20 protein-coding genes, 1 other RNA gene and 1 riboswitch are annotated in these 22,290 nt (G+C 29.0%); of the genes, 16 read left to right on the forward strand and 5 right to left on the reverse strand.

Annotation, left to right across the window (positions count from 1 at the left end; all coding sequences use genetic code 11):
* Genes H9I45_RS02185 through H9I45_RS02200 form a run of 4 tightly spaced genes read left to right on the forward strand, consistent with a single transcriptional unit; the run spans nucleotide 1 to nucleotide 3,004 of the window.
* Complete coding sequence (locus H9I45_RS02185) at nucleotides 1-585, forward strand: hypothetical protein (protein WP_088353573.1); 585 nt, start codon at nucleotides 1-3, stop codon at nucleotides 583-585.
* A gap of 15 nt (nucleotides 586-600) precedes the next feature.
* Nucleotides 601-933, forward strand: a complete 333-nt coding sequence (locus H9I45_RS02190) for a DUF2834 domain-containing protein (protein ID WP_088353572.1) — start codon at nucleotides 601-603, stop codon at nucleotides 931-933.
* Nucleotides 930-1,613 (forward strand): aspartate/glutamate racemase family protein, encoded by a 684-nt coding sequence (locus H9I45_RS02195; RefSeq protein ID WP_088353571.1) that lies wholly within the window; start codon nucleotides 930-932, stop codon nucleotides 1,611-1,613. The genes H9I45_RS02190 and H9I45_RS02195 overlap by 4 nt, the downstream gene beginning before the upstream one ends.
* Nucleotides 1,614-1,669: 56 nt before the next feature.
* Nucleotides 1,670-3,004, forward strand: coding sequence for a 7TM diverse intracellular signaling domain-containing protein (locus tag H9I45_RS02200; RefSeq protein WP_088353570.1), 1,335 nt, complete (start codon nucleotides 1,670-1,672; stop codon nucleotides 3,002-3,004).
* A 151-nt stretch (nucleotides 3,005-3,155) separates the two neighbouring features.
* Here H9I45_RS02200 and H9I45_RS02205 read toward each other — a convergent pair whose 3' ends face one another.
* On the reverse strand, nucleotides 3,156-4,292 hold the full coding sequence (locus H9I45_RS02205) for an ABC transporter substrate-binding protein (RefSeq protein ID WP_088353569.1): 1,137 nt from the start codon (nucleotides 4,290-4,292) through the stop codon (nucleotides 3,156-3,158).
* A gap of 56 nt (nucleotides 4,293-4,348) precedes the next feature.
* Nucleotides 4,349-4,614: riboswitch (cobalamin riboswitch) on the forward strand.
* A gap of 29 nt (nucleotides 4,615-4,643) precedes the next feature.
* Here H9I45_RS02205 and H9I45_RS02210 point away from each other — a divergent pair.
* Both H9I45_RS02210 and H9I45_RS02215 read left to right on the forward strand, forming a co-directional pair.
* Nucleotides 4,644-6,479 (forward strand): TonB-dependent receptor plug domain-containing protein, encoded by a 1,836-nt coding sequence (locus H9I45_RS02210; RefSeq protein ID WP_088353568.1) that lies wholly within the window; start codon nucleotides 4,644-4,646, stop codon nucleotides 6,477-6,479.
* Nucleotides 6,480-6,482: 3 nt separating this feature from the next.
* The gene (locus H9I45_RS02215; RefSeq protein ID WP_088353567.1) at nucleotides 6,483-7,541 is read left to right on the forward strand and encodes a YncE family protein; all 1,059 of its coding nucleotides are present in this window, start codon (nucleotides 6,483-6,485) and stop codon (nucleotides 7,539-7,541) included.
* A 114-nt stretch (nucleotides 7,542-7,655) separates the two neighbouring features.
* On the opposite strand, the gene H9I45_RS02220 is transcribed toward H9I45_RS02215, so the two are convergent.
* From H9I45_RS02220 to H9I45_RS02230, 3 genes are read right to left on the reverse strand one after another with little or no spacing between them, the layout of a single operon-like run.
* Nucleotides 7,656-8,168: a DUF7935 family protein gene (locus H9I45_RS02220; RefSeq protein ID WP_088353566.1), complete on the reverse strand. Its 513-nt coding sequence runs from the start codon at nucleotides 8,166-8,168 to the stop codon at nucleotides 7,656-7,658.
* A gap of 3 nt (nucleotides 8,169-8,171) precedes the next feature.
* On the reverse strand, nucleotides 8,172-8,891 hold the full coding sequence (locus tag H9I45_RS02225) for a DUF3307 domain-containing protein (RefSeq protein ID WP_088353565.1): 720 nt from the start codon (nucleotides 8,889-8,891) through the stop codon (nucleotides 8,172-8,174).
* Nucleotides 8,891-9,505: a SatD family protein gene (locus H9I45_RS02230; RefSeq protein WP_088353564.1), complete on the reverse strand. Its 615-nt coding sequence runs from the start codon at nucleotides 9,503-9,505 to the stop codon at nucleotides 8,891-8,893. Before H9I45_RS02230 ends, H9I45_RS02225 begins: the two co-directional genes overlap by 1 nt.
* Before the next feature lie 277 nt (nucleotides 9,506-9,782).
* Here H9I45_RS02230 and H9I45_RS02235 point away from each other — a divergent pair, with 277 nt between their 5' ends.
* The 10 genes from H9I45_RS02235 to H9I45_RS02280 all read left to right on the forward strand — a co-directional run bounded on the left by H9I45_RS02235 (nucleotide 9,783) and on the right by H9I45_RS02280 (nucleotide 21,736).
* On the forward strand, nucleotides 9,783-12,104 hold the full coding sequence (locus H9I45_RS02235; protein WP_088353563.1) for an ATP-dependent helicase: 2,322 nt from the start codon (nucleotides 9,783-9,785) through the stop codon (nucleotides 12,102-12,104).
* A gap of 108 nt (nucleotides 12,105-12,212) precedes the next feature.
* Nucleotides 12,213-12,869, forward strand: coding sequence for a DUF4290 domain-containing protein (locus tag H9I45_RS02240; RefSeq protein ID WP_088353562.1), 657 nt, complete (start codon nucleotides 12,213-12,215; stop codon nucleotides 12,867-12,869).
* A gap of 3 nt (nucleotides 12,870-12,872) precedes the next feature.
* A complete protein-coding gene (murA, locus tag H9I45_RS02245; protein ID WP_088353561.1) occupies nucleotides 12,873-14,183 on the forward strand; it encodes a UDP-N-acetylglucosamine 1-carboxyvinyltransferase in 1,311 nt (436 codons plus the stop codon).
* Between the two features lie 13 nt (nucleotides 14,184-14,196).
* Nucleotides 14,197-15,099 (forward strand): alkaline phosphatase family protein, encoded by a 903-nt coding sequence (locus H9I45_RS02250; protein WP_088353560.1) that lies wholly within the window; start codon nucleotides 14,197-14,199, stop codon nucleotides 15,097-15,099.
* Between the two features lie 112 nt (nucleotides 15,100-15,211).
* Nucleotides 15,212-15,760, forward strand: coding sequence for a nucleotide exchange factor GrpE (locus tag H9I45_RS02255; RefSeq protein WP_088353746.1), 549 nt, complete (start codon nucleotides 15,212-15,214; stop codon nucleotides 15,758-15,760).
* A 172-nt stretch (nucleotides 15,761-15,932) separates the two neighbouring features.
* Complete coding sequence (dnaJ, locus tag H9I45_RS02260) at nucleotides 15,933-17,057, forward strand: molecular chaperone DnaJ (protein WP_088353559.1); 1,125 nt, start codon at nucleotides 15,933-15,935, stop codon at nucleotides 17,055-17,057.
* Nucleotides 17,058-17,247: 190 nt separating this feature from the next.
* An RNA gene (rnpB, locus tag H9I45_RS02265) (RNase P RNA component class A) lies at nucleotides 17,248-17,550 on the forward strand.
* Nucleotides 17,551-17,731: 181 nt separating this feature from the next.
* Complete coding sequence (locus H9I45_RS02270) at nucleotides 17,732-20,002, forward strand: aconitate hydratase (protein WP_088353558.1); 2,271 nt, start codon at nucleotides 17,732-17,734, stop codon at nucleotides 20,000-20,002.
* 109 nt (nucleotides 20,003-20,111) lie between these two features.
* On the forward strand, nucleotides 20,112-20,783 hold the full coding sequence (locus H9I45_RS02275) for a Crp/Fnr family transcriptional regulator (RefSeq protein WP_088353557.1): 672 nt from the start codon (nucleotides 20,112-20,114) through the stop codon (nucleotides 20,781-20,783).
* 77 nt (nucleotides 20,784-20,860) lie between these two features.
* Complete coding sequence (locus tag H9I45_RS02280; RefSeq protein ID WP_228455014.1) at nucleotides 20,861-21,736, forward strand: anti-sigma factor; 876 nt, start codon at nucleotides 20,861-20,863, stop codon at nucleotides 21,734-21,736.
* Nucleotides 21,737-21,901: 165 nt separating this feature from the next.
* On the opposite strand, the gene H9I45_RS02285 is transcribed toward H9I45_RS02280, so the two are convergent.
* The gene (locus tag H9I45_RS02285) at nucleotides 21,902-22,252 is read right to left on the reverse strand and encodes a hypothetical protein (protein ID WP_088353556.1); all 351 of its coding nucleotides are present in this window, start codon (nucleotides 22,250-22,252) and stop codon (nucleotides 21,902-21,904) included.
* Nucleotides 22,253-22,290: the final 38 nt, after the last annotated feature.

Genomic DNA, 22,290 nt, shown 5'->3' on the forward strand with positions numbered 1-22,290 from the left:
ATGATATTGTTTTTTGAAATAGTTAATGAGAGTAATCTGACTTTAGAATTATCAAAATTAATTTTACCTTTTATAATTGGGTTATTTTCATCTGTAATTATTGATAAAATAAGAGAATCAATTGGTAATCGTAAAGTTAAAAGTTTTATTCTAATGTATTTGGAGAAAACAATACTTCCAGAGCTTCCTGAAATCGAAAAAATTACTTTAAATGTTAAAAATAAAATACAAAACTATTCATCTGAAAAAATTATGCTTCCTGCTTTTGAAAGTTTCAATTCTAATGTTTTAAGAGGAATTGACAATGTCCAGTACTATAAAGTTTTCAAAAAAGAATATGTACTCTTAAATGAAATTATTTCAATGATAGATTTTTTATGTAAGAATATGCCTACTAAAATTAATGATAATTATTATGATTATATAAATCAGCATTTAAGAGAAAAAAATAAAATTGGAGATTTATTACATGTCAAAAATTGTTATGTATGTGTTGATAAAAAAGAAGATACTATAAGAATTCTTGATTCACGGATAAAAGAAATTAAAATCTTAAAAGAAAAGATTGAATTATTAATTAAATAAAAATAATAATTTCTCATGAAACTCAAACACCTTTATTTAGCATTATCTGTTTTAGGAATTTGTTATACTTGGTATTATAATATTCAATGGTTTCAGACTGTGGAAAATCCTACTTTTTTAGGTTTTATGCAAGATGCACAAGTCAATTTTGCGGGTAAATCTTTTGGTGCAGATTTAACTGTGGTTGTGCTAACTTTTTTTGTGTTTATGATTCCAGAATCTATCAAACTAAAAATTAGGTTTTGGTGGATTTTAATTCCGCTTACTTTTTTAATCGCCATTGCATTTACGTTTCCTTTGTTTTTATATATGAGAGCAAATGCTTTAGAAAAACTTGAAAAAACATGAATAAAATAGGACTTATTGGTGGAATTACGCCAGAATCAACAATATTATATTATCGAATTTTGAATCAGTTAAATGCTGAAAAATTAGGTGTAAAACATTCAGCAAAAGTAATTATGAATTCTTTCGATTTTGGAGAGATTTCTAAACTTCAAACAGAAGGAAATTGGGAAAAGTTGAACGAATTAATGGCAGAAGCTGGTAAAAGTTTAGAAAATGGAGGTGCAACTTGTATTTTAATTTGTGCAAATACCATGCATTTGTGTATAGACGCTGTTAGAAACGTGGTAAAAATTCCTGTAATTCATATTGCAGAAGCTACTGCAAAACAAATTATTGAAAAGAAATTAAAAAAGGTTTCTTTATTAGGTACAAAATACACCATGGAAAAAGACTTCTTTAAAGATATTCTAACTTCATTTGGCATAGAAACTATTATTCCTAAAGAAGCAGATAGAAACGAAATCCATCGAGTTATTTATGATGAATTATCGAAAGGAGAAATTAATCCTGTTTCTAAAGAAAATTACATCAATATTATCAAGGAGCAAATAGAAAGTGGGGCAGAAGGCATTATTTTAGGATGTACAGAAATTCCGTTATTAATCAATCAAAAAAATGTTTCTGTACCCGTTTTTGATACGACAATGATTCACGCAACTGCTGGTTTTTATCAAATTTAAAAAACTTACTATCAATTTTATTAGTATATTTAAATATTATCCCCCAAATATTTTAAATGCAAAAACAACTACTTTATATTTTCTTATTCCTTTGGTTTGGAATAAGCTTTTCGCAGACAGATATTTATTTTGTTAAAGATTCTGAAAATATTTTTAATAAAGAATCTATAAAAAATGCAGATTTCAATTTATTAAAAAATGAAATAAGTGAGGGTTATAATAACGCTACTTATTGGTTTAAAATACCAGCATATAAAACAGATAAAAACTATATTTTTAGGGTTACATATGATAGATATACAGGTGCAAAGGTTTATCAAAATTCTAATATAATAGAGAAACTTAACAGCCAAAGGTATCTAACATATCGTTTTTCTAGAGAAAATGATGTTTATATAAAAATTAAGTCCAAACTTCATTCTTACATACCCATTGAGTTTGATACTGAAGAAGCTTCGTTTTTAAATCAAAAACATCAGCTAATTTTTAACTGTTTTTATTACGGTGTTGCTTTTTTTATTATTCTTTATAATTTCTTTTACTTTTTTCTATTTAAAGAAGATACTTTTCTATACTATTCGCTCTTTTTAGGTTTTACTTGTTTGGGAATTTTTTCCATGGATGGCATGTTAAATTTTTATAATATTAGTGAAGCCCTTAATAGATTTATTGTGACTTTAAGTTTAGTTTTATTAACTTATTTTTCAGCTAAATTTGCGAGTAGTTATTTGTTTTTAGACAGGTACTATCCTAAAATTAAGAGAATTAGCTATTCTGTTGGTGGTGTAATTATAGTTGTTGCAATACTTTTTTTAATTTTTAATAATTATTATTTCTTACTTACACTTAACGTGTTAGTTTTTTTATTACTTTTTATATACTGGGTCGTTTCAATCTTACTATTTAATAAAAGTTTTTACAATAAAATATTAACGTTAGCATACGTGTTGCTTTTATTCTCCTCTATAGATTTCTTTATTCTAAAATTTATTGGTTTATCAATTATTGATATCGATTCAATTACCATTAAAATTGGAGCTTTTTTTGAAATGATAATTCTTTCTATTGCAGTATTATATAGAATGAAAGTTTTAAGAGATGATAATTATTTTATGAAACAAGAAATTATTAATTATTCTAAAGAAATTAAAAATTTATCTGAAGAAATATCTGAAGAAAAAGAAATTTTGAATCAAAAATTAGCATCGGTTTTAAGTATTAGAGAAGATGAGATTTTTAAATTAATTGTAGATGGAAAATCAAATAAAGAAATAGGAACACTTTTAAATATTTCTGTAAATACAGTAAAGTTTCATATTAAAAATATTTATGAAAAATTAAATATAAAAAGTAGAAAAGAAGTGTTAGTAATTGCTAAAAGTCAGCATTAACAGTCTTTTTAGTGTTTTACTACCCAAAAACTACCCAACTAAAAAAATAGAATTTATGAGATATTTACTAATTTTACATTGTCAGAGCGATATATAGTAATCCCCCAATTAGTGCAAAAAAGTCTTCAATAGAAATATTGGAGACTTTTTTTTATTGCATCTTTTCAAAGAAAGTTAATTGGTAATTTGGCAATAATTCTGGATTTGTAATTTTAATAATATCCTTTAAAACCAAATCTGGTCTTGTTGGCGCTAATTCGTAATAAATAACACCACCAGTTTTTCCTTTTTTGGTAGAAGGTGTATAAATTTCATCATTTTTAAAAGACGAAAATTTAGCATATAATTCATTACTTTTTAAGAGTTGCTCTTTCGATGAAAAATAACCTGGAGCAATCCAAAAATCTGCATTTTGTCCTTTATCAAAAACGCTTTCGAAACTTAAAGATAAACTTCCTTTTCCTTCGGAATTTCCCCATAAATAATCAACATTTGCGTCTTTTATAAAAGTAGCTACAAAACTATCTCCAGCAGGTAAATTCCAAATGTCTTTACTCATAATTGCACCAGATAAAATTGTAGGCTTTTTTGTTGATTTTAAAGCGATTTGTTTCGCCTCTAAATAATTATTTTCAATTACTTTAAAAATACTATCTGCTTGTTGTTCTTTATCAAATAAAACACCGAAAAATTTAATCCATTCTGCTCTTCCTAAAGGCGTTTCTTCTAACCAATCTCCATTATAAATTACATTTATTCCTGCTTTTTGTAATGTAGATAAAGATTTATCAGCAGAAGAAACACTATAACCAACTACGAGTTCTGGTTGTAAATCCAATAAAATTTCTGTGTTTAAAGAATTCTCTTTCCCAATTTCAGTAATTTTCCCTTCATCAATTAAAACCCTCGTTTTTTCTGACGAAACATATTTAGAATATGGAAAACCAACAATAGAAGTTTCTTCATTTAACAACTCTACCATTGGAATATGGGTAGTAGAAGTAACTACAATTTTATCAATTGGAACTTGAAAAACATTCTTTTTAGAATCATTATTTACAGCTGATTTTTCTTCAATAATATATTCAAAAACATCTTTAGAACCTTTGTAAGCAGATTTAATAATCAATTTTTTTATTCCATTTTCTTCAACAATATCAAAGCCTTTTGCATATTTAATTATGCTTTCTGATTGTGTTTTATTGTCAACTTTTACAACTTCTTTTTTACAAGAAAAAGAGATGAATATAAGAAGTAATAAAAATGAGTATTGGATCAATTTTTTCATCAAAAGTAATTTTCAACAAGATTACAAAACTATTTTCTAATAACAATAATTAAACTACTTTTGCACCGAATTTTGGTTTTGATGTATTTTTTTTACATCAAATTAAAAGGGAATCTGGTTAAAATCCAGAACTGTACCCGCAACTGTAAGTTTATACGAATGTCATTTCGAGAGAAATCGAGAAATCTCTGTTTCAGAAAAATGACTTTTGTACCTCTTTAGAGGATGTTATTAATTCTTATACCACTGACATTTTTTTTTGTTGGGAAGGTCTAATAACATAAAGACAAGTCAGGAGACCTGCCATTTTCATAATTTTAAAATAATCTTCGGGATAAAGATTTATAAATAATGAACTTAAAACAAGTATTCTTTGTTGTTTTTATAATTTGTGCTGTAAGTAATTTACATGCGCAGAAAGATTCTGTATCCATAAAACTGAATGGTTTTTCGTTATCAATTTCTAAAGTAAAAGACTTTTCTAAAGGATATTTTAAAACTGTTTTGTCTGATAGTTTAAAACAAAGAAATATAAAATCGTTAACAGAAATGTTGCGTTTTAATTCTTTTATCTACTTTAAAGAAACTGGTTTAGGAATGGTTTCTTCACCTTCTTTTAGAGGAACAAATGCCTCACAAACTGCTGTTATTTGGAATGGAATTAACATCAATTCTCAATTAAATGGACAAACAGATTTTAACGGAATTTCTGCAAATTCTTATGATAATATTTCTGTAAGAAGTGGAGGAGGAAGTGTTTTATTTGGAAGTGGGGCAATTGGAGGAACTGTTCATTTGAATAATGAAATTTCATTTGAAAAAGCTTTAAAGAACAAGATATTATTAAAATACGGAAGTTTTGATACTAAACATATTAGTTACGATTTTGTAAAATCTTCATTAAAAAGTTATCTGAATTTTAAATTAGGTTACAATAGTTCTAATAATAATTTCGAATATTTAAACTCCAAATTAACAAACGAAAATGGTAGTTTTTTCAATTATAATTTTGATGTTAATTTTGGTTATAAAATAAATAATAAAAATCAATTAAAATTTTATTCCAATTCGTTTTTTGCTGATAGAAATTTATCGAGAACAATTAATGCGCCTTCAAACGATGCGTATAAAAATACAAGTATTAAAAACTTATTGGAATGGGATTATTCTTTGTCTAATAAAGAAATAATTACAACAAGAATTTCTTATATTTTTGATGAATTTAGGTATTTTGATAATAATAAAAACCGCGATAATTTTTCTACAGGAAATACAAAAAGAAATATAGCACAAGTAGATTATAACAATGCTATTTCCAGAAAATTAAAGTTGAATGCTATTGTTGGTTTTGAATCTGTATCTGCTTTTGGAACCAGCTTTGCTTCAAATACAAGAAACATTTTTTTTGGGGTTTTATCTTTGAATCATCAATTGACAAAAAAATTGAGTTACGGAATTCAGTTTAGAAAAGATATTCAGAATAACTTTGATGCTCCTTTTTTATATTCTTTAGGAATTGAGCATAAATTCAATAAAAATTATACACTTTCATTTAATACTTCAAAAAACTTTAGAATACCAACTTTTAATGATTTGTATTGGAATCCTGGAGGAAATATCAATTTAAAACCAGAGAATTCCTATCAATTTGAAATTGGAAATGCAATTCGTTTTAAGAATGTTTCTTTTAATATAAATGGATTTTATATAAAATCGTCCGATTTAATTCAGTGGAATCCTAATAATTTGGGTGTTTGGAGTCCAAGTAATATAAGTGATACCAGAAATATTGGTTTAGAGTTTTCTGGAAATTACAACGCTTCTTTTAAGAACCATTTGGTAACATTAAATGCTACATATTCTTATACAGATGCAAGAGATTTAGAAAGAAATGAGCAATTAATTTCTGTTCCAAAAAACCGAGCAACATTTTTATTGAATTATAATTACAAAAATTTTAGTGCTTTTTATCAATTTTTAGCAAACGATAAAGTTTCTTTTTTAGTGGATATTATTCCTGCTTTTTCAGTTTCTAATCTAGGTTTTAATTATCAATTATCAAGGTTTAAGAATAAACCTACAGTTGGTTTTAAAATCAATAACATTTACAATACTTATTATCAAAATACCTTAAACAGGCCAATGCCTGGGACTAATTTTCAAATAACAACAAACATAAATTTTTAAAAAATGAATTTCAAAAAAGTAGTATTTTTCGTAGCAATATCAGGATTTTTATTCGCTTCTTGTAGTAAAGACAATGAGCCAGATTTACCAAAAGGAGATTATGACAATGGTATTTTAGTAGCAAATGAAGGCGCATTTTCTGGAGGAACAGGAACTGTAAATTTCATTTCAAATGATTATTCAATTACAGGAGAAAACATTTTTCAAAAAACCAATAACGAGAATATTGGAACCATTTTACAATCCATTGGTTTTAATAATGATGATGCTTATTTAATAGCAAATGTTGGTAATAAAATATCTGTTGCAAATAGATATACCATGAAAAAGGTAACAGAAATTACTGGAGATTTAAGCAATCCAAGGTATATTGCTTTTGCAAACGGAAAAGGATTTGTAACAAATTGGGGAGATGGTTCTGATAATACAGACGATTTTGTAGCAGTAATTGATGTAGCAACAAATACAATTTCTTCTAAAATATCTGTTGCTGAAGGGCCAGAGCAAATTATAGCTAATGGAAACACGTTGTATGTTTCTCATAAAGGTGGTTTTGGTTCAGGAAGTACAGTTACAGTAATCGATGCTTCAACAAACACGATTATTAAAACAATTGCTGTAGGAAGTGTTCCTGATGAAATGGCGCTTGATAACAATGGAAATTTATTGGTTTCTTGTGAAGGAAAAGCAAAAACATCTTGGAATCCAACAGAAATTTTAGGGAGTTTAGTAACGATTAATACTGCATCAAATACAAAAACTGCAACTATCGATTTTGCTTCAGAATTTCACCCAAATTCTATGGTTTTTAATAATGGAAATATTTATTTATCTACTTCAAGTAAAGTATTTAAAATGCCAGCATCTTCTAAAACAGTTCCAACTTCAGAAATCATTTCTACGCCAGTTTATGGAATTTCCGTAAACGAAAATAAAATTTACGTTACTGATGCTAAAGATTATAAAGTAAATGGATCTTTAAAGATTTTTGATGCAACTACAAATACAGAATTAAAAGAATTTACAGTAGGTTTAATTCCTGGTAAAGTTTACTTCAATTAAAATATTAACAATTTAGAATTGAATAAAAATTTAATTCTACGCATGGGAAAATAGAGTGAAAAGAAAAAGACGAAAGCTCCGTTTGTAGAAATATTCTATAAACGGAGTTTTTTTTTATAATAATTTTCTTACTTCACTTTTAATAAAGTCAATCGCAGTTTCTGTTGGTGGTAGAGATTTGGAATAATCTATTAACACGTTCTCTCTTAAATCATTTGCAGAAGAAGAATTTTCTGCAACTTGTTTTAGTTTATTCATTACTGCATTTTTTGAAGCGTAAATGGCTGTCCAAGTATCTTCAGAAACGTAAATTTGTTGCACTAAATTGTGTTCAAATTCTTGTTCTATGTTTGCTATTAATAATTGTAAATAATCGTTTGTATTTGTAGAAATTGGTGGAATTCGCATCAATATTTTTACAGGGTTTATTCTGTCGCAAAAGAGCATTAAACGTTCGTAAGCTTGCAATTTAATAGGTAAAGCTTCTTTTTTTCTTTGTGCCAAAAGTTCTAATTGTTTTTCAGAATTTTTATTTTTGATGAATCCGTTAAACATGTAATAAGCAACAAAACCAGTTACTGCAGCTGGTAAAATATATGCGATGCTTTCTAAAATTTTATCTTCCATAAATTACATAAGAGTTACAAAATACGAATATAAGATTCCGATTATAATTGCCAACCCGAAACTTAATAAAGTACCAATTAAAATATATTCTGTTAGTTTTCTGTCTTTGGACGATGTTAAATCTCCAAACCTAAAAACCGACTTTGCTGCCAATAAAAAACCAATTGCTTCCCAATGATTTGTAATTACAAAAATAAAGACAAATAAACGTTCTAAAATACCAATATAACGTCCTGCTTTTGCAAGAGAATCGTCGTTTTCTTTTTTATTTTCAGGATTCCACTGTGTAATAAAAACTTTAATTATTACTGATGAAACGTTTGTTATCAAAAGGATTCCAATTAACAATAATAATATTTTACGAGTAAAAAACTCATCAAAATTAAAATTGAACTTGGAGTATAAAGTAGCGACAAAAAACAAGGCCAAAAGATGTAAAACCTGGTCTATAAAAAACCAAGTTCGTTTACTTTTTTTGTTTTGAAAAGTGAGTTTTAAAACATCAAAAATATAATGAGAAACTATAATTATTATAAAACTAAGCCAATATTCCTTCAAATTAAATTGAAGAAAAAATAGCAACAAAACAGCATGAACAGCAATATGAAAGTACAGTTTTACTGACTTAATTTTCTTTTGTTCTTTGTCTGTTACCCATTTTTGGGGTTGAAAAACAAAATCTCCTAAAATATGTGCCAATAAAAGTTTTAAAAATAAAAGCATTATTCGGTTATTTTTTGGTTGATTAATTTTCTAAAACGACTTTCCAGATTCATTATAGGATCGAAACCAGCTCGTTTTTGTCTTTCACTAACTCTACCTTGAGTTATTCCTAAAGTTTTTGCAATTTCTTTTTGGGTTGCTTCTCTATTTTCTATCGACAAATTAAAAACTTCTGCAGAATTTTGTGTCCAAGAATCTATGGTTAATGAGGCCAAATCTAACGCAATATTTATTTCTTCATCAATATCTTGCCAAGGCGTTTTTATGGCTAAATTTTGTTTTTTTAGATAATTATCAAATGCAAAACCAGAGTTTACAAAAGCTTCTCCATTAGATGCTGTTATATTTGCATCTTCATACTTTTTTTCGCCTATTCCTATCCCAATTCTAACATCAATTCCTTCAATTCTTTTCAAATAAGATTTTAATTTTAAGGCTCCAAAAAATGCTTCTTCAGGGTTTTCTATTTCTAATTGAAAACTATCTCCTCTATATATCTGCCAATACTTTGGTGATTTTCCAAAACTAGAAAGTGCATTTTTTAAAGTTGATAACCATAAATCATCATCTTTCTTTCTAGAATTTATAATATCTCCAGTTAAAATACTTGTCATTATTTTATAATTTATATTCAAATGTATGTTTTATTTATTAAAATAGCAAAATTATCTGTCTATAAGCAGATATTTTAATTTATCTGTCTATAGGCAGATATTTTTGTTTATCTGTTTATGAGCAGATAAATTTGGAGTAAACTATGATAAAAATGAAACATTCTTTTTAAAATGAATATTGTCACTAATAACTTGTGAATAAAAAAGAACAATCATCCTTTAAAAAAACGAATACTTTGGCTAATTTCACGTTTTAAATTCTTCAAAATAAAATCTATTGAATAGTTACTTAAATTCTTTAAACGAAGCTCAAAAACAAGCAGTTTTACAAAAAGATGGCCCAATGATTATTATTGCTGGTGCAGGTTCTGGTAAAACACGTGTATTAACTTACAGAATTGCTCATTTAATGAAACAGGGCGTAGATTCGTTTAATATTTTATCATTAACATTTACCAACAAAGCTGCCAAAGAAATGAAAGCAAGAATTGCTGGAGTAGTTGGTAATAGTGAAGCAAAAAACCTTTGGATGGGAACATTTCACTCGGTTTTTGCAAGAATTTTACGTTCGGAAGCAGATAAGTTGGGCTTTCCTTCAAATTTTACAATTTACGATTCACAAGATTCTGTTCGTTTGATAACTGCAATTATTAAAGAAAAAAACTTAAATAAGGAACAATACAAGCCAAAACAGATTTTAAATAGAATATCTTCTTTTAAAAATAGTTTAATAACGGTTAGAGCATATTTTAATAATTCCGATTTACAAGAAGCAGATTTGCATGCTAGCAGACCAGAAGTTGGTAATATTTACAAGGAATATGTAGATAGATGCTTTAAAGCTGGTGCAATGGATTTTGATGATTTATTGTTAAGAACCAACGAGTTATTAGCGCGTTTTCCAGAAACTTTAGCAAAATACCAAGATCGTTTTAGATATATTATGGTAGATGAGTATCAAGATACAAATCACTCGCAATATTTAATCGTAAAAGCGTTGGCAGATAAATTTGGTAATATTTGTGTGGTTGGAGACGATTCTCAAAGTATTTATAGTTTTAGGGGTGCAAATATTCAGAATATTTTAAATTTTCAGAAAGATTATCCTGATGTTAAAACCTTTAAATTAGAGCAAAATTATAGATCTACAAGTAATATTGTAAATGCAGCAAACTCTGTAATAGCAAGAAATAAGACCAAATTAGATAAAGAAGTTTGGACTTCTAACGACGCTGGAGATTCCATAAACGTAATGCGAACAATTTCTGATGGGGAAGAAGGGCGTTTTGTGGCACAATCTATTTGGGAAAATCAGATGAATCATCAATTAAGTTCCGATAATTTTTGTGTTTTGTATAGAACAAATTCACAATCACGAGCTATTGAAGATGCTTTAAGAAAGAAAAATATAGATTATAAAATTTACGGAGGAATTTCCTTTTATCAACGTAAAGAAATTAAAGACATCCTGTCTTACTTACGTATATTAATCAACCCAAATGACGAGGAAGCTTTAAAGAGAATTATAAATTATCCTGCAAGAGGAATTGGTGCAACAACCATAGACAAACTAACAATAGCAGCAAATCATTATAAAAAATCTATTTTCGATATTATAAAATATATCGATAAAATTGATTTAAAAATAAATTCTGGAACAAAAAATAAGTTGCAGAATTTTATGAATATGATGTTGCGTTTACAAATAGAAGCAAAAACAAAAAATGCCTTCGAAATTGCAGAAACTGTTGTAAAACAAACACTTTTAATTAAAGATTTAGAAAAAGACGGAACACCAGAAGCTGTAAGTAAAGTAGAAAATGTTCAAGAATTATTAAACGGAATTAAAGATTTTATTACAGATAAGATTGAAGAAGGAGAAGATGCATCTTTAACTACATTTTTAGAAGATGTTGCTTTGGCTACAGATTTCGATTCAGAAAAAAATGATGATAAACCAAGTGTTTCTTTAATGACCATTCACCAATCTAAAGGTTTGGAATATATGTATGTATATGTAGTAGGTTTAGAGGAAAATTTATTTCCATCTGCAATGAGCATGAATACCAGGAGTGAGTTGGAAGAAGAACGCAGGTTATTTTACGTGGCGTTAACCAGAGCAGAAAAAGTTGCTTATTTAACCTACGCACAAACACGTTATAGATGGGGAAAGTTGGTAGATGCAGAACCAAGTAGGTTTTTAGAAGAAATAGACGATCAATATTTACATTATATAACACCAAAAGTACCAGAACCTTCTATAAATAGGTTTGTAGATAAAAGTATTTTCGATGATGCTCCAAAAGGAATTCGCTTTCAAAAACCAATTCAGCGTAAAAAAATGGAACGTGATTTGGCAAAAAAGAAAGAAATTATTGTTCCTAAAAACTTAAAAAAAGTTTCTCAAGTAGCAGCTAAAGCGAATCTATTTGATGGCAATATTTCTGTAGGTAATATCGTTGAACATAATAGATTTGGTAGTGGAGAAGTAATAGCTTTGGAAGGAAATGGACCTAATAAAAAAGCAGAAATTAAATTTGGTACAGTTGGTAAAAAGAAATTGTTATTACAATTTGCCAAATTAAGAGTGATTGGTTAAAAATCTTCAGTAAAACTAAAAATAAAATGTTATTTTGCAACATTAAATAACTTCAATATAATAAGTGGCATTCTTGAAACTAAATCAAGACACTTCAAAAATAAATAAATGACATTCGAATTAGAATACAACTCAGGAAGACCGTTAATGATAATACCAGAATATGGTAGACATATACAAAAATTAGTAGACCATTGTGTAGCTTTAGAATCTAAAGAAGAACGCGATAAAATGGCAAAAGCTATTGTAGATGTTATGGGAAATTTACAACCACATTTACGTGATGTTCCAGATTTTAAGCACAAATTATGGGATCAGTTGTACATTATGTCAGATTTTAAATTAGATGCAGAATCTCCTTATCCAATTCCATCTAAAGAAGAACTACAGGAAAAACCAGAAAGTTTAGCGTATCCAAAATCTGCATCGAGATATCGTTATTATGGTAACAATATTCAAACAATGATAGATGTTGCTTTAAGTTGGGAAGAAGGAGAAAAGAAAGAAGCATTGGTTTTTACCATTGCAAATCATATGAAAAAATGTTATTTAAACTGGAATAAAGATACAGTAGATGATGCTGTAATTTTTAAACATTTATACGATTTATCTGACGGAAAATTAGATTTAAGAGAAACAGAAGAAGAATTATCTGAAAGTAAAAATTTGTTAAGAAAAAGGAATTCTCAAGGGCAGAATAACTCTAAAACAAATCATAAAAAACCACACCACAATAATCAAAATAAAAATAGAAAAAGATATTAGTATATGGCATCATTTAAAATTGAAGGAGGACATAAATTAAATGGAACAATAACTCCACAAGGAGCAAAAAATGAGGTTTTACAAATACTTTGTGCAGTTTTATTAACGCCAGAAAAAGTAGTTGTAAACAATGTTCCTGATATTATAGATGTAAATAAATTAATTTTTATTCTTGGTGAATTAGGAGTAAAAGTTAAAAAATTAAGTAGAAGTTCATATTCATTTCAAGCAGATGAAATTGATTTAGATTATTTAGAATCTGCAGATTTTAAAAGAGATGGAAGTTCTTTACGTGGTTCAATTATGATTGTTGGTCCACTTTTAGCAAGATTTGGTAGAGGATATATTCCAAGACCTGGAGGAGATAAAATTGGTAGAAGACGTTTAGATACACATTTTGAAGGCTTTATTAGATTAGGTGCAAAATTTAGATACAATAAAGAAGAATCATTTTACGGAGTTGAAGCAGAAGAGCTAAATGGAGTAGAAATGTTATTAGATGAAGCTTCTGTAACTGGTACTGCAAATATTTTAATGGCGGCTGTTTTAGCAACAGGAACTACAAAAATTTATAATGCAGCTTGCGAACCTTATATTCAACAATTGTCTAAAATGTTGAATTCTATGGGCGCAAAAATCTCTGGAGTTGGCTCAAATTTATTAATTATAGAAGGTGTAAATTCTCTTGGTGGTTGTGAGCACACAGTTTTACCAGATATGATTGAAATTGGTTCTTGGATTGGGGTTGCAGTAATGACACAATCTGAACTAACCATAAAAAATGTTAGTTGGGAAAATCTTGGACAAATACCTAATGTATTTAGAAAATTAGGAATTACTTTAGAAAAAAGAGGAGATGATATTTACATTCCAGAACAAGAATCTTACGAAATTCAGAATTATATAGATGGTTCTGTTTTAACAGTTGCAGATGCACCTTGGCCAGGTTTTACGCCAGATTTATTAAGTATTGTTTTGGTAATTGCAACACAGGCAAAAGGAACCGTTTTAATCCATCAAAAAATGTTCGAAAGCCGTCTATTTTTTGTTGATAAACTGATTGATATGGGAGCAAAAGTAATTTTGTGCGATCCTCATAGAGCAACAGTAATTGGTATGAATTTTAAATCGAGTTTGAAGGCAACAAAAATGACTTCACCAGATATTAGAGCAGGAATTTCTTTATTAATAGCAGCTTTATCCGCAAAAGGAACTTCTATAATTAATAATATAGAACAAATAGACAGAGGTTACGAAAACATAGAGGCTCGTTTAAAATCTATAGGTGCAAAAATTGAAAGAATAGAAGATTAAATTATATTAATTTATGCTAAAATACATCCCTTTAATACTTATTTTACTAATAACAAAAATAACTCTTTCTCAAAAAAAGAACGTTTTATTAGTAGGAATCGATGGGTTACAATTAGAAGAATTAGCAAAAGTAAAAACACCTAATTTCGATAAATTCAACATAAAAAAGGGTTTTAATGGAGGATTATTGGGTACAGATTCTCAACAAGTAACTTCCAGTGGTCCTAGTTGGGTAACCGTTTTAACTGGAGTTTGGACCGATAATCATAAAATTACTAGTAATTCTTCAAATCAAGTTAGTGCTTCTAAAAGTGTGTTTAATTTTATAAAAACTTCAAATTCTAAATTAAAAACAGCGAGTATTTCAACATGGAAGAACATTAATTTATTATTATATAAAGATATGTATTTGGTAGATTTTTCTACACAAGGAGGTTTAGATGATAATTCAACAAAAATAGCTGTAGATTTAATAGAGGGTAAAGGTTTAGACTTTGTATTTGTTCATTTAGATGATGTAGATCATGCAGGACATGCACATGGTTTTGGTGAAAAGTATTCGAAATCTATATTAAAAATGGATGAAAATATTGGTTATCTTTTAAAAGCAACTGAACATAGAAATAAAAATTTTAACGAAGATTGGTTGGTTATTTTAGTCACAGATCATGGTAGAGATTCCAAAGGTTTTGGGCATGGAAACCAAACAATTTCAGAAAAATCAATTTTTGTTGGTCTGAATAAAAAAGGAAATTCGTTTTTTGAAAGTGTGAATAATGATAAAAAAATCAATGCTATTCAAGAATTAGAAAAGCAAACCATTCCACAGACTGCTGTAGTGCCCACAATATTAAAATATTTAAACATTCCTATAAAAAAAGAATGGAAATTAGATGCCAAGCCTTTGATAGATTAAATAAGGACTATTATTTTAAATAAAGAATACAAAATAGTGTCAGTTTGACACTATTTTTTTGTTGGCAACATTTTTGCCAATAAATTGTAGACAATTTAACGATTACAAAGATATGAGTAAGAAAGATAATATAAAAGACGAAGAGATAATCAACGAACAAGAAACTGTTCAAGTTGAAGAAAATCAAGAGGTTGAAGCAGAAGTTGTAATAGAAGAGCCAACTCCAGAAGAGTTAGTTCAAGCTGAAAAAGATAAATTTTTACGGTTATTTGCAGAGTTCGAAAACTATAAAAAAAGAACCACAAGAGAAAGAGTCGAATTATTTAAGACAGCAGGTCAGGAAGTAATGACAGCTTTACTGCCAGTTGTAGATGATTTCGAACGCGCTTTGTCACATATCGAAGAAGATAAAGAAGCAGAAGAATTAAGAAAAGGTGTTTTATTGATTTATAATAAATTTTACAACACTTTAGAGCAAAAAGGATTATCAAAAATAGAAACCAATGCTGGAGATGTTTTTGATGCCGAAATTCATGAAGCAATTACACAAATTCCTGCTCCATCAGATGATATGAAAGGAAAAGTAATTGATTGTGTTGAAAAAGGATACAAGTTAGGAGATAAAATTATTCGTTATCCAAAAGTGGTAATAGGACAGTAAAAAAGTAGACAGTCTTTTAGTCTTCAGTAGGCAGTATAACTAACTGCTTACTGAAGACTGCAAACTGAAGACTGAAATACTGCAAATTGATAAAGTTTTTATTATACAGTTAACAATAATTCAGTAACAAGCTGATTGCTAACTGCCAACTGAAGACTGAAAACTAATTAAAATGGCAAAACAAGATTATTACGAAGTATTAGGAATTTCTAAATCGGCTTCACAAGCAGAAATTAAGAAAGGATATAGAAAAATGGCAATTAAATATCATCCAGATAAAAATCCGGATGACACAACTGCAGAAGAGAACTTTAAAAAAGCTGCAGAGGCTTACGAAATCTTAAGTGACGAAAACAAAAAAGCGAGATATGATCAATATGGTCATCAAGCTTTTGACGGTCCTCAAGGTGGAGGTGGTTTTGGTGGTGGAGGCATGAATATGGATGACATATTCAGTCAGTTTGGAGACATCTTTGGAGGTGGAGGTGGTTTTGGTGGATTTGGAGGTGGAGGCCAACGTCAAGCCAGAGTAAAAGGAAGTAATATGCGTATTCGTGTAAAACTTACCTTAGAAGAAATTGCCAAAGGAGTAGAGAAAAAGGTAAAAGTTCGCAGAAAAGTTCAAGCGGATGGAGTTACATATAAAACTTGTACAACTTGTAATGGATCTGGACAGCAAATGCGTGTTACCAATACCATTTTGGGTAGAATGCAAACTGCAACTACTTGTGGAACGTGTTCTGGTGCAGGAGAAATTATAAATAGTAAGCCAAATGGTGCAGATGCACAAGGCTTAATTACAAAAGAAGAAACAGTTTCAATTAATATTCCTGCAGGTGTTACAGAAGGTGTTCAGCTAAAAGTAGGAGGGAAAGGAAACGATGCTCCAGGAAAAAATTCAATTTCTGGAGATTTATTAGTTCTTATAGAAGAAATTCCACATGAAAAACTAAAAAGAGAAGGTACAAATATTCATTACGATTTATATGTTAACTTTTCTGAGGCAGTTTTAGGTGTTAGTAAAGAAGTAGAAACTGTAACTGGAAAAGTGAAAATTAAAATTGAACCAGGTACACAATCTGGTAAAATATTAAGACTAAAAGGAAAAGGTTTACCAAGTATTGAGCGTTATGGAACAGGAGATTTCTTGATTCATATTAATGTTTGGACGCCTCAGCATTTAGACAAAGAACAAAAGCAATTCTTTGAAAAAATGTCTGATAATGAGAATTTTACACCAAATCCGAATACTTCAGATAAATCATTTTTTGAAAAAGTAAAAGATATGTTTTCATAAAATTAAATTTATATTTAAAATTTGTAAATAATTTTAACAAATATTTTTTTATAAATTTATTTTAATTTATATTTGTTAAGTTATCAAGAAATTGATAACACTTTTTCTTTTTCATAGCAATTTTTCCCACTCATTTATGAGTGGGTTTTTTTATGAAAATTAGTTGTAATTTTACAAAAAATATTAAAATTTAGCAGGCTTATCTTATCGACTTATTTATAAGTAGGAAAGTCCGAACACTAGAGAGTAATCATAGCGGATAACAACCGTCCAACGTAAGTTGAGGACCAGTGCAACAGAAAGAATGTACAGTTAGGCTGTAGTGAAACCAGGTAAACTCTATGAGGTGCAATGTCATGTATATTAGAGCTTGAGAGCTACTCGCTCGATTCTAAAGGGTAGACAGATAGATTCTAAGAGTAATTTTAGAACTAGATAAATGATAAGAACCTTTTTAAGGAAACAGAATTCGGCTTATTAGCCTGCTTTTTTAATATTATTTTTACGATATTTTCATTTTTTATCAAAATAACAGCTTTTTTTTTATTGAATTGTCAGTTTTTTAAAAAATAGCTTTTTTTTATTCATAAATTACAGCAATCTATTATTTATCTTTTAAAATCCCCATAAAAACTGTAAATTTGTTTCACATAATCATAAAAAAATAATAACATATGGCTTTTGATATAGATATGATCAAAAAAGTGTATGCTAACGTTGTGGAACGAGTAGATGCAGCACGTGAAATTACAGGGAAACCTTTAACTTTAGCAGAGAAAATTTTATACTCTCATCTTTGGGATGGAAATCCTACCAAAGCTTTTACGCGTGGTAAAGACTATGTAGATTTCGCACCAGATAGAATTGCTTTACAAGATGCAACTGCACAAATGGCTTTATTACAGTTTATGCAAGCTGGTAAAACAAAAGTTGCTGTTCCTACAACAACACATTGTGATCACTTAATTCAGGCCAAAAATGGGGCAAGTTTAGATTTACAATCTGCCTTAAATACAAGTAACGAAGTTTTTAATTTCTTAGAATCGGTATCTAATAAATACGGTTTAGGTTTCTGGAAACCAGGAGCAGGAATTATACACCAAGTAGTATTAGAAAATTATGCATTTCCAGGAGGAATGATGATTGGTACAGATTCTCATACTGTAAACGCAGGAGGATTAGGAATGGTAGCTATTGGAGTTGGTGGAGCAGATGCTGTAGATGTAATGGCAGGAATGGCTTGGGAATTAAAGTTTCCAAAATTAATAGGTGTTAAATTAACAGGAAAACTTTCTGGTTGGACTGCACCAAAAGATGTTATTTTAAAAGTTGCTGGAATTGTTTCTGCTAAAGGAGGAACAGGAGCAATCGTAGAATATTTTGGAGAAGGAGCAAAAGCAATGTCTTGTACTGGAAAAGGTACAATTTGTAATATGGGAGCAGAAATTGGAGCAACAACTTCAACTTTTGGTTACGACGAATCTATGGAACGTTATTTACGTGCTACAGATAGAAGTGATGTTGCAGATGCAGCAAATAAGGTAAAAGATTATTTAACTGGAGATGATGAAGTTTATGCAAATCCAGATGCTTATTTCGACCAAGTTATAGAAATTAACTTATCAGAATTAAGCCCATTATTAAATGGACCTTTTACACCAGATTTATCTACGAAAGCAGGTTCTGATATGACTAAAAAAGCTAATGAAAATGATTGGCCTTTAGCTGTTGAATGGGGTTTAATTGGGTCTTGTACAAACTCTTCTTATGAAGATTTATCTCGAGCATCTTCGATTGCACAACAAGCGATAGATAAAGGATTAAAAATGAAATCTGAATTAGGAATTAACCCAGGTTCTGAAAAAGTAAGATATACTGCAGATAGAGATGGGATTATTGGAATTTTCGAAAAATTAGATGCTAAGATTTTTACAAATGCTTGTGGACCATGTATTGGTCAATGGGCAAGATACTCAGATCCTAAAAATGCACCTAAGAACTCGATAATTCATTCTTTTAATAGAAACTTTGCAAAACGTGCAGATGGGAACCCAAATACACATGCTTTTGTAGCTTCACCAGAAATGGTTGCAGCAGTTGCAATTGCTGGTCGTTTAGATTTTAATCCAATGACGGATAAATTAATAAATAAAAACGGAGAAGAAGTAATGTTAGATGAACCTACAGGATGGGAATTACCTCCAAAAGGTTTTGAAGTAAAAGATGATGGGTATTTAGCACCAGAGGAAGATGGAAGTCATGTTAAAATTGCTGTTAATGACGATTCTGAAAGATTACAATTATTAGAGCCTTTTACACCAATTGGAAATGATATTTCTGGAGCAAAATTGTTAATTAAAGCTTTCGGAAAATGTACTACAGATCATATATCTATGGCTGGACCATGGTTACGTTTTAGAGGTCATTTAGATAATATTTCTAACAACTGTTTAATTGGAGCTGTAAACGATTTTGGTAGAAAAACTAATTTAGTAAAGAACCAATTAACAGGAGAATTTGGTGGAGTACCAGATACAGCAAGAGCTTATAAAGCTGCAGGCGTAAAATCTATTGTTGTTGGAGACCATAATTATGGAGAAGGTTCTTCTAGGGAACATGCAGCTATGGAACCAAGACATTTAGGTGTTGTTGCTGTTTTAGTAAAATCTTTTGCTAGAATTCATGAAACAAACTTAAAGAAACAAGGTATGCTAGGTTTAACATTTGCAAATGAAGCAGATTACGACTTAATTCAAGAAGATGATACTTTCAACTTTATAGATATGAATGAATTTGCACCAAACAAACCTTTAACAATTGAAGTTGTTCATGCAGATGGAAGTAAAGACATTGTAATGGCAAACCATACATATAACCAAGGTCAAATCGATTGGTATAACGAAGGATCTGCTTTAAATTTAATAAAAAAGGAAAACGCTAAGTAATTATAGTTTTCTTGTTATTATATAAAACTCCTGAAGAAATTCAGGAGTTTTTTTGTAAGTATATACCAAAATTTTAGACTTTTAATGTATCCAACAAAATTATTAACTTATGAGAAATCTATGGTTTTTCGACAACGTAAATTTATTCAATCTTTTATGTCCTCATAAATTTAAAGAATATAAAGAATGTCACACTTTCGACACTTATAAAAAAAGTGACTACATCTATTTTGCTGATGATGCTGCAAGTAAAGTTTTCTTGATTCAGAATGGAAAGGTAAAAATTGGTTATTATACAGAAGAAGGAGATGAAGTTGTAAATGCCATTTTAACAAAAGGACAATTATTTGGGGAAAAAGCAATTTTAGGAGAAGAAAAAAGAAACGAATTTGCACAGTCTTTAGATAATAAAACATCTATTTGCCCAATAGGAGTAGAGACATTACACGATTTAATGAGAGATAATAAAACGTTTAGTTTAAAAATTTATAAATTTTTAGGATTGCGTTTTAAAAAGTTGGAAAGAAGGCTGCAATTAATTCTTTTTAAAGATACCAAAACTCGTTTTTTAGAATTTATGAAAGAATTATGCGAAGAATTTGGACACGATTGTGAAAAAACAGGAGATAAAGTAATCGAACATCCATATACACAAAAAGACATTGCTTCTTTAATTGGTACTTCTAGATCTAATTTAAATGTATTAATGAACGAGTTAAAAGAAGAAAAAATAATCAATTTTAACAGGCACGAAATAAGATTATTACAAAAAATCGCTTAAATGTTCGTTAGCTAACATTTCAATATTTATTAAGCACATAACTTTGTCATCAACATTAACAATAAAACATTAATAAGATGAAAAAAGTTTTAAATTTAGCAATGGTTTTTGCATTAACTGCATTCTTTGTAGCATGTAGTAACAACGACAACGAACCAACAACAGGTAATTTAACTATTAATTTAGATGGTTTAGAAGAATTAGGTACAGACTTCGTTTACGAAGGTTGGCTTATTGTAAATGGAGCTCCAGTAAGTACAGGAACATTTACAAGTGTAACATTTCCACAAACATTTTCAGTTGGATTTAACGATTTAGAAGCGGCTACAAAATTTGTATTGTCTATTGAGCCAAAAAACGATACAGATCCAGCTCCATCCAAAACTAAAATTTTGGCGGGAGATTTTTCAGGAAACACAGCAACAGTAAACTCTAATATTGTAGGAGATTTTAGTAATTCTTGGGGGAAATTTATTTTAGCAACTCCTACAGATGGAATGAATAATAACGAAAGAAGTGGTGTTTGGTTTTTAACACCAGGAACTCCACCAACAGCAGGTTTAGGTTTACCAGAATTAGAAGATGGATGGAAATATGAAGGTTGGGCAGTAATTAATGGAAAACCAGTAACAACAGGAAAATTTACAAAATTAAGTGCTACTGACGAATTTGGAGGATTTAGTGGAGTAAATGCTTTACCAGCACCAAATGGACCCGATGGATTTTTTCCTGGAGAAGATTTCTTAACTAACGCTCCAGATGGACAAACTTTTCCAACAGATTTAAGAGGTGCAACAATTGTAATATCAGTTGAACCAAGTCCAGATGATAGCCCAGCACCATTTGCTTTAAAGCCTTTAGCTAAAAAGGTAGCAACAGATGCAGTAGATCATTCTCCGATTGATTTGGGAGCTGGACCAAAAGCATCTATTACTGGTTCTGTAAAAAGATAAAAACAGAAAAAGATACAATCTACTATCAACATATTGTTAATGGTTGATTCAATTGAAGGATAATCGTTTTAATACGTTTATCCTTCTCTGTTTTTGCAACAAAAAAAATGCCTAAAAAAAGTAAAAATTACTCTTAATAGGCATCCAACTAACCAACCAGTTGTACTATTTTACATTTACTTTAAAAGGTATTTTATAAACGTCTCCTTTTGTAATTCCTTTTGTAACTATTTTTTTATAATTCAATTTTTTCTTAAAAAATAAATTTAATTCTCTGTTTTTAGAATCTGTAGTTAAAACTACTATTTCATTTAAATTGTTAATCATAAAAGAAACTTCTACAGTAGTAGTTTTCTTTATTTCTACAGGAACATTTTTTCCTATAAATGCAGACATTTCTGTTCTTAACTTATTTGTTTTTTTTTCTACTTTAAGATCTTTATCATTTGCAACTATAGAAAAAACAGTAGTTAAACTTAGAGCGATAATAGCGATAATGGTTTTAAAATTTTTCATAATTTATAAGTGATTTGGGTTATTGTTATATCTAAAAG

The organism is Polaribacter haliotis (genome assembly GCF_014784055.1).
In the GTDB taxonomy this organism is placed as follows: Bacteria; Bacteroidota; Bacteroidia; order Flavobacteriales; family Flavobacteriaceae; genus Polaribacter; species Polaribacter haliotis.